This window comes from Paenibacillus sp. SAFN-117 (assembly GCF_051966115.1).
GTDB lineage: Bacteria > Bacillota > Bacilli > Paenibacillales > NBRC-103111 > Paenibacillus_L > Paenibacillus_L residui.
Map to the genome: position 1 here is coordinate 35,647 of NZ_JBQCLK010000047.1, position 8,698 is coordinate 44,344.

The window sequence follows — 8,698 nt, forward strand, 5'->3', positions numbered from 1 at the left end:
CGGGAGAGAGGAAGCGGCATGAACAGAATACAAGAGCTGGAGCAATATAAATGTACGTTATATGACACGCGTGATCAATTGAAGCTCCATATTTTCGATCGCGCGGACCGGGCGTTCGCCGCCGGCGACCACGATCGTGACAGTATCGTAGACATCGCCGGGCTTCAAGCGCGCCAGGCGGCGATAAGGGAAGCGTTCCTGACAGTGATCGGCGGGCTGCCGCCAAGCGATGCTCCGCTGAATGCGCGAACGACGGGAAAGACGCAGGCCGTAGGATACAGCGTCGAGAACGTCATCTTCGAGCCGCGCCCCGGCCATTACGTTACCGCGAACTTTTATTTGCCGGATGAGCGCGAAGAGAGATGTGCCGCAGTGTTGTTTCTATGCGGGCATGAATATGAAGCGAAGCACAGCCCGTATTATCATCAAGTCTGCTTGCGGTTCGTACAGGCGGGATTCTCAGTGCTCGCCATCGACCCGATCGGACAGGGCGAGCGGCTAGCTTTTGTGGACTTCCCGGCAGGGGAACCCATATGGGGAACGCAGGAGCACCAGCTGTTCGGTGCGCAATGTTACCCACTCGGGGACAGTATCGCCCGCTACTTCGTTCATGACGCAATGCGCGCGGTTGATTATCTGCAGCAACGCCCGGAAATCGACGCCACCCGTATCGGCGTGACCGGCAATTCGGGCGGAGGCACCCAGACGGCGATGTTGATGGTATGCGACGAGCGGCTCGCCGTGGCGGCGCCGGCCACTTTCATCATGAACCGCCGGCAATATATGCATGCGGGCGGCGTTCAGGATGCGGAGCAGGTGTGGCCCGGCTTGTCGGCGCAGGGGTTCGACCACGAAGATTTGCTGCTGGCGTTCGCGCCCAAGCCGCTCCTCGTGCTGGCCGTGCAGTACGACTTTTTCCCGATCGAGGCGACGCGGCGTACGGTCGACCGCTGCCGCCGATTCTGGGAAATGTCCGGCAAGGCCGGGGAACTGCTCCTCATAGAAGACCAATCGACCCATCGTTATACGGATCGATTGGCCGTTGCCGCCGCCCGTTTCTTCAGCTGGCATCTAGCGGGGCGGGGGGCCAAGCCATTCCCCGACACGTTGGCTGCGCCGGAACCGGAGCCACTGTCACCCGTCCCTGCCGAGCGGCTGCTGTGCACTGCCAGCGGGCAAGTGCGTCGCGACTGGCCCGCCGCCCGAACCGTTCGCGACGAGAACGCTGCTCGGTGTGAACGGCTGCGCCGCATGCGTGCCGGGCTTGCGCCGGAGTCAAGGCGGGTACGCGCGCTCGGATGGCTTCGCGAGAGGGTCTGTGGCCCCCGGACGTGCTGCGAGCTGAATCCCCGCCGCATAGGGGTCGGCGAAGCGGACGGTTTGCGCGTGGAGTATTTGCTGTGGTGGTCACAGCGCGACTTGATGAACAGCGGTTATTTATTTCACGCAGACGGCACAGACGGCGCGGACTGCAGGGTGGCCGAACGGTACAGACCGGTCACGGTGGCGTTATGGCCCGGAGGAACAAGCCGCCTGTCGCGGCACTGGCCCTGGATTCGCCAGACTTGCGCGCAAGGGCGCGACGTCCTTGTGCTGAACGTCTCCGGTGTCGGTCCGCACGAGCCGCATGCGATTTACGGCAAGCCTGCCCACCGTTTTTTCGGAGTGATGCACAAGCTGACGGATGACCTGTTATGGCTTGGCGACAGCCTGGCCGCTCTGCGCACGTACGACACGATTCGTTGTCTCGATGTGCTCGCACATTTGGGCGAATGGCCCGATGAGCCGGCCGACTTCTACACAGACGGGCGGTACGGAATGTATGTCCAGCTTGCCGCCATGCTGGACAAAAGAATCGGGCGCATAACGGGGCGCGATCTCTTAGGTAGCATTTCCGATTGGGTCGAGATGCTTCATTATGAGGAAGAAGATGTCATGAGCCTTGTGTTTCCGGGAATTTTACAATATCTCGATCTTGGCGAACTGGCGAGAAAGGAAGGATACAGATGACGAAACCAATCACGGTCACTCTTGTCGGAGCGGGCCTGCGCGGGATGATTTACAGCAGTTATGCTCATCAACGGCCGGAGGAAATGCGCATTGTCGCCGTAGCCGAACCAGATGTAGCAAAGCGGGACCGGGCACGTGAACGCTTTGGCATAGCCGGGCAGCGCTGCTATACAAGCTGGGATGATTTGTTCGCGCAGCCGCAACAGTCTGATGCCGTCTTCATATGTACGCGCGACCGGGATCATTACGAACCGGCGATGAAGGCGCTGGAGGTGGGCTATCACGTACTGCTGGAGAAGCCGATGTCCCCGGACTGGCGGGAATGTATCGAGCTGGGCAAGCAAGCCGAAGCCAAGGGCCGTATTCTGACCATATGCCATGTGCTGCGGTATTCTCCTTTTTTTCAGACGATCAAGCAATTGCTGGACGAAGGCCGCATCGGTCGGCTTATGTCGATTCAGCACAACGAGAATGTAGGATATTGGCATCAGGCACACAGCTATGTTCGGGGCTATTTCAATAACGCCGAAAGATCGAGTCCCATGATTTTGGCGAAATCCTGTCATGATCTGGACATTATTCAGTGGCTGGCGGGTGGGGTATGCACAAGTGTATCATCTTACGGCCATCTGTCTTATTTCCGGCCGGAGAATGCTCCGCCGGGCGCTCCGAAATATTGTATCGACGGATGTCCGGTCGCGGACGAATGCGTGTATTATGCGCCCGATACTTATCTGGTGGAGAACGGCGGCTGGAAAGCAGAAGCGGCAAGCAGCGACCCGAGCTACGAAGCGCGGTATAAAGCGATGAAGGAAGGTCCGTTCGGCCGTTGCGTATTTCAGTGCGACAACGATGTGGTCGACCACCAGGTCGTCAGCATGGAATTCGATAATGAAGTGACGGCGGTTTTCACGATGAGCGCCTTTACGGAAAAATGCAATCGGACGCTCAAATTGATGGGAACCGAAGGTGAAATTCGCGCGACGATGGAATCGAACGAGATTGAGATCCGTCGGTTCGGAAGCGGTCGGCAGGAAGTGATCAAGCTAGTCGACCCAGAAGGCCATATCGGTCACGGGGGCGGTGATCGGAGGCTAGTCTACGATTTTGCGAAGGCGGTTCGTCGGCAAGGGACTCATCGCAGTGTTACGTCCGCGCAAGCTTCTATACAGAGTCATCTGATGGCGTTCGCGGCGGAACGTTCGCGTATAGAGAAAAGAATGGTTCGTCTGGATGAATTTCGATAGGGAGGAAACCGACAAAATGCAAATCAACATATTCGAGACAGCAGATCAGAGCGGCTTGGAAGCGGCGCTTGCCTGCAAGGAACTAATTGGGGATGCTATCCATACGAACGGCAGCGCTCGCATTGTGCTTTCAACGGGCGCTTCGCAATTTGAGTTTTTGCAGCATTTTATTACGATGAATATTGAGTGGGACAAGGTGGAGATGTTCCATTTGGACGAATATATCGCTCTGCCGGAATCTCATCCGGCAAGCTTTCGCAAATATTTGAAGGAACGGTTTTTGCAATATGTTAACGTGAAACAGGTTTGTCTTGTCAACGGTGAGGCGGAACCGCAGGCGGAACTGCGCCGTCTGAATGAAGAGATCGCCAAAGCTCCGGTCGATGTAGCCTTGATCGGCATCGGGGAAAACGCCCACATCGCCTTTAATGATCCGCCAGCCGATTTTGTAACGGAAGAGCCGTACAAAGTTGTCGATCTGGATGACACCTGCAAACAGCAGCAAGTGCGTGAAGGGTGGTTTGCTACAGTTGACGATGTCCCTAAGCAAGCGATCACAATGACGGTGAAGCAAATATTGAAGAGCCGCCACATCGTATCGGTCGTGCCGCATGAAGCAAAAGCCGCGGCAATCGCGAATACGTTCAAGCGGGAAGTGGATCCCAACTATCCGGCTACAATTTTGAAGTCGCACTCGAACTGGCGATTGTATCTGGACAAAGATTCCGCTTCGAAAATTTATGCCTGGAGCTGACGCGGTCCGAACTTGTGTCGGAAAATACACCTTCGGCAGAGCGGTGGCGAATGCAGACCGGTACAGATAAGCACGAAGACATATAATTTTTCCAGGCAAAAAAAGGGGGGGAGAGGGCTTGTCAGTTTTGCAAGGCAAGCTTGCCCGGACGGGCAAGGAGGGGAATGGGGGAGCTCCGGAGGCTCATCTGCTTCCATGCTTGTCGAATTCAGAGCAGCGGCTTCAACAGACGATGGATGATCCGGTGACGGTGGTTCAAATCGGCGAAGGCAATTTCCTCCGAGGCTTTTTCGACTGGATGATTCATGAAGCGCGCTGCCAGGGAATTTATCAAGGCAGCATTGCGGTCAGCCAGCCCGCGCCCTTCCGGTAAAGCGAAGCTGGATGCACTGAAACGCCAGAACGGGCAGTACACGCTCGTCATGCGCGGTTTGAGCGATGGAGTCCCCGTAGAGCGCACCGAAATCATTTCTGTTTTTTCCCAGATGATCGATCCGTATTCGGAATGGGATCGGTTCCTCCGTCTGGCGGAGCAGCCTCATCTGCAGTTCGTCATTTCCAATACAACGGAAGCGGGGCTCGTTTTTTGCCCCGAATCGATGACCGAAGGCGAACCGGTAGAATCGTTTCCCGGGAAAATGACGTTGTTTCTGTACCGCCGATACTTGACTTTCCGCGGCGAACCGGACAAAGGCCTTATTTTTTTGCCGTGTGAGCTGCTGGAACGCAACGGGGATGAGCTTCGAGACTGCATACTGCGTTATTGCGAAGATTGGGGGCTGCCGGCTCCGTTTATCCGGTGGGTAAATGAGCATAACCGTTTTTTGAATTCGCTCGTGGACCGCATCGTAACCGGCTATCCGGATACGGAGGCGGATGCATGGTTTGCCGAATGGGGGTACCGAGATGACCTGCTCTGCACGGCCGAGCTCTATCATCTGTGGGCGATAGAAGCGGAGCCCGAACTGGAGGAGAAGCTTCCTTTGCGGCGGGCGGGTCTGAATGTTCATTGGGTGGACGACCTGACGGAATACCGTCTGCTGAAGGTGCGGCTGTTGAACGGCGCCCATACATTAATGACCCCGCTCGCACTGCTCTATGGGCTTGAACATGTGCGCGAAGTGATGGGGCATCGGGAACTCGGGGCATTCGTACGCCGGACGATCGAGGACGAGATCATTCCTTCCTTACCGGTACCTGAAGCAGAAAGCAGACGGTATGCGGAAAGTGTATACGAACGTTTTCTCAATCCGTTTATCCGTCACCGGCTATCGGATATCGCAATGAACAGCGTTAGCAAGTTCAAGGTGAGGCTCTTGCCGTCTCTGCTCTATTATCGCGATCGAGGAGAAACGCTGCCGCAAGGGCTCGTCCGGGCGTTCGCCGGATTGCTGAGGTATTACAGGGTGAGTCGAACGGAAAAAGGCTATGAAGGAATTTCCTTGAACGGAGATAAATATAGGGTAAACGACGACAGAAACGTGATGGAAACATTCGCATATGTCTGGGGGCAGGAACAAACGATGTCTTGGGTTGAACTGGCCCGCCGTTTGCTCGGACTCGAGAACCTATGGGGGACGGATCTGGCCGCAATAGCCGATCTATCGGAAGCGGTCGCCGGACATTGGGAACGAATGGAGATGAGAGGATGAAAGACTGGGTTCGCTTGCATGGAGAGGATCATGTCATCGTCGCTTTGCGGAGTTTCGCCAAGGGAGAAATATTGGAGCTGGACATGGGCGCGGTGGTGGCGAGGGGGACAGTTCGGATCGAACTTCGGGAAGACATTCCGAAAGGGCACAAGGTTCTCGTTCAGCCGGTCAGGAAGGGAGAACCCATCCGGAAATTCGGTTATTCCATTGGGAAAGCGAGAGAGGATCTGGTCCCCGGCTGCTGGGTTCATACTCATAATATGGAGACGGGGTTAAAAGGTTTCATAGATTATACATACGAGCCTACTGAGCCGGTTCAGGAAACCGAAGCGGCAGCGCCTCTTACATTCCCAGGGTATGTTAGAGAAGGCGGGGACGTCGGCGTTCGTAACGAAATCTGGATTATTAACACAGTCGGCTGCATTAATAAAACGTGCGAAACGCTCGCCAGAAGAGCCGATGCGCTCTATCGCGGCCGAATCGACGGCGTTTATCACTTTGCACATCCTTTCGGTTGTTCGCAGCTTGGTGACGATTTGAAGTATACACAAGCTCTGCTCGCATCCCTTGTCCGTCATCCGAATGCCGGCGGCGTACTCGTTGTCGGGCTGGGCTGTGAAAATAACCAAATCGATTCGTTCAAACAAGCCATCGGGGAATTCGATCCGTTGCGCATACGTTTTATGAAGGCACAGGAGGAAGAAGACGAGCTTGAGATGGGCTTGGAATTGATCGAACAACTGGTAGAGCACGCGGAACGGTTTCTGCGCGAGCCGGTTTCCATCTCGAAGCTTAGGATCGGTCTGAAATGCGGAGGGTCGGACGGGTTGTCCGGAATAACGGCCAATCCTCTGGTCGGGGCCGTCTCCGATCGGTTGACCGGCATGGGTGGAACGACGATTTTGACCGAAGTGCCGGAAATGTTCGGGGCGGAAACGATATTGATGAATCGGGCCGCAGACGAGAAGGTGTTCGATCAAATCGTACGTCTGATCAACGATTATAAGCAATATTTTATACGGTACGATCAGGAAATTTATGAGAACCCTTCGCCGGGCAATATAGAGGGAGGCATTTCCACTTTGGAAGAAAAGTCGCTCGGCTGTACCCAAAAAGGGGGGCATGCGGTGGTCGTCGATGTCGTCGGCTACGGAGGCAGAGTAAGCAAGCCGGGGCTGAATCTGCTTGAGGCGCCTGGGAACGATCTTGTCTCCGTTACGGCGCTTGCCGCTGCGGGGGCCCATATCGTCCTGTTCACGACGGGAAGAGGGACTCCTTTCGGCGGACCCGTACCTACGGTAAAAATATCGACCAACAGCGAGCTGGCCGTTCGTAAAAAGAACTGGATCGACTTCAATGCAGGGCAGCTCCTTGAAGGAAAGCCTATGGACCGTCTGACGGACGAATTGTGGGCACTCATCGTCAGCATAGCTTCCGGAGAATCGGAAGCCCGCAATGAACAAAACGGATTTCGCGAAATCGCCATTTTTAAAGACGGCGTGATTTTGTAGAATGGTAGCCACCAATATCCAAGACAAAGACCCGCATTTATGGCGGGTTTTTTCATTTTTTAACTTTATTACCTCAACTATCGCAGACTGAAATCGCCAAATAACCTTTGAATTCATTAGGCCATCTGTCTATTTAATTTCCGGCTTTACGCTGAACCGAATCAGTGATTCCTCTCCTGCTTTTATGACGGCTTTCGCCGATCCAATCGCTGCAAGACGACAGCCCGTTTGAGACTAACTGATTTTCTACGTAGCAAATAGAACCGTTTACCTGGTTATGTCTCGATAATTTTCACTCTTCTGACGGTGCCGTTTGACGGTACCGGTGACGCTTTTCCGACTTGGACGTCTACCTTGAAAATCGTTTTCATTTTCTGCTGGTGCCGTGCAAGCAGTCTACTCGCAGAATGGCGCGTCTAACTGGATTTCATACAGTTAGTTTGCAACTCTGGAGCGAAATACGGAAACTAAGTGGAAAAACTACAGTTAGTTTGTGCAAGAAAGGCGATTTCAGCAAAAAGCCTTGATTCTAAATGTAGTTTTTCCATTTACTTTAATCATTTTCCGCCATTCGCTTAAATTTACCTGCATAAAATACAGTTAGACCGTCGAGGGTCCACCACAAGTAAAGGTTTTCTACTTGTGCAACCGCGCGCTGGGAGTCGCGCTCGGTGCGGAAGACATTTATATCAATACTTATCTTCTGCGAGTCAAATCAAACCTTTAATCGTTTTTCGCTCTGCGAAAGTTGAGTTTATTACAAAATATGGGGCAAGATTCTGGGGAGGAGACATCAGTCTGTGGAGTTCCAAGGTATTACGGTGGTTATCGATTCATGGAAGGGTATCTGGAAAATTAAGGCGGATGATATGTTACAATTAGAATGAACGTCGGGAGGTGGAGGATGACCTATAAATACTGTCCCAGATGCGGACAAGAACTAAGCAAACGCATTATTCCGGATGAAGGTGAGATTCCGTACTGTGAAGCATGCAGGAAACCGTTTTTCATGTCATCGCAGGTTTGTGTGCTCGTGGCTGTCATTAATGAACAAAATCACATTCTATTAACTAAGCAAAAACATATTTCAAATGATAAGTGGATCCTTATATCGGGTTATGTTAAGCAAGGCCACAATATGGAAGAAACGGTTGTTAGAGAAGTCAAAGAAGAAACCGGGCAAGAGGTCAGGGAGCTTCAGTATATTTCGAGCTATTATCATGAAGGTTCCGATTTATTGATGATAGGATTCGCTGCCTTTGTCACCCAGAAAACCATCGGAAGTTCACACGAGATACAGGAGTTCGGATGGTTTTCCGCACATGACGCCGCCGAATCCATTTGGAAAGGAAGCATTGCCGAAAAACTTTTAATAAAAATAAGAGAACGAATGGAAATCTAGCAGCGTCCCCATACATCGGTAAGAAGCGACAAGAACCAGCAATAACTCCACGGCCCCCTAACGAAACTGGAGTCCTACCCTACAATATATTATTGTATTTCTTAGGGAGGCGACCAGCATGA

General features: G+C 53.3%; 7 protein-coding genes. All 7 read left to right on the forward strand.

Annotated features, from left to right (window positions below):
• The first annotated feature begins 18 nt into the window (after positions 1-18).
• The 7 genes from ACTHRH_RS23725 to ACTHRH_RS23755 all read left to right on the forward strand — a co-directional run bounded on the left by ACTHRH_RS23725 (position 19) and on the right by ACTHRH_RS23755 (position 8,576).
• Positions 19-2,010, forward strand: coding sequence for an alpha/beta hydrolase family protein (locus ACTHRH_RS23725; protein WP_440417923.1), 1,992 nt, complete (start codon positions 19-21; stop codon positions 2,008-2,010).
• Positions 2,007-3,257, forward strand: a complete 1,251-nt coding sequence (locus ACTHRH_RS23730; protein ID WP_144937831.1) for a Gfo/Idh/MocA family protein — start codon at positions 2,007-2,009, stop codon at positions 3,255-3,257. The genes ACTHRH_RS23725 and ACTHRH_RS23730 overlap by 4 nt, the downstream gene beginning before the upstream one ends.
• Positions 3,258-3,273: 16 nt before the next feature.
• A complete protein-coding gene (locus ACTHRH_RS23735; RefSeq protein WP_144937828.1) occupies positions 3,274-4,011 on the forward strand; it encodes a glucosamine-6-phosphate deaminase in 738 nt (245 codons plus the stop codon).
• Between the two features lie 118 nt (positions 4,012-4,129).
• On the forward strand, positions 4,130-4,384 hold the full coding sequence (locus ACTHRH_RS23740) for a hypothetical protein (protein ID WP_440417925.1): 255 nt from the start codon (positions 4,130-4,132) through the stop codon (positions 4,382-4,384).
• Positions 4,317-5,663: a tagaturonate reductase gene (locus ACTHRH_RS23745; protein ID WP_440417927.1), complete on the forward strand. Its 1,347-nt coding sequence runs from the start codon at positions 4,317-4,319 to the stop codon at positions 5,661-5,663. Before ACTHRH_RS23740 ends, ACTHRH_RS23745 begins: the two co-directional genes overlap by 68 nt.
• Positions 5,660-7,174 (forward strand): UxaA family hydrolase, encoded by a 1,515-nt coding sequence (locus tag ACTHRH_RS23750; RefSeq protein WP_379287741.1) that lies wholly within the window; start codon positions 5,660-5,662, stop codon positions 7,172-7,174. The genes ACTHRH_RS23745 and ACTHRH_RS23750 overlap by 4 nt, the downstream gene beginning before the upstream one ends.
• A 904-nt stretch (positions 7,175-8,078) precedes the next feature.
• A complete protein-coding gene (locus ACTHRH_RS23755) occupies positions 8,079-8,576 on the forward strand; it encodes an NAD(+) diphosphatase (protein WP_379287739.1) in 498 nt (165 codons plus the stop codon).
• Positions 8,577-8,698 lie beyond the last annotated feature (122 nt).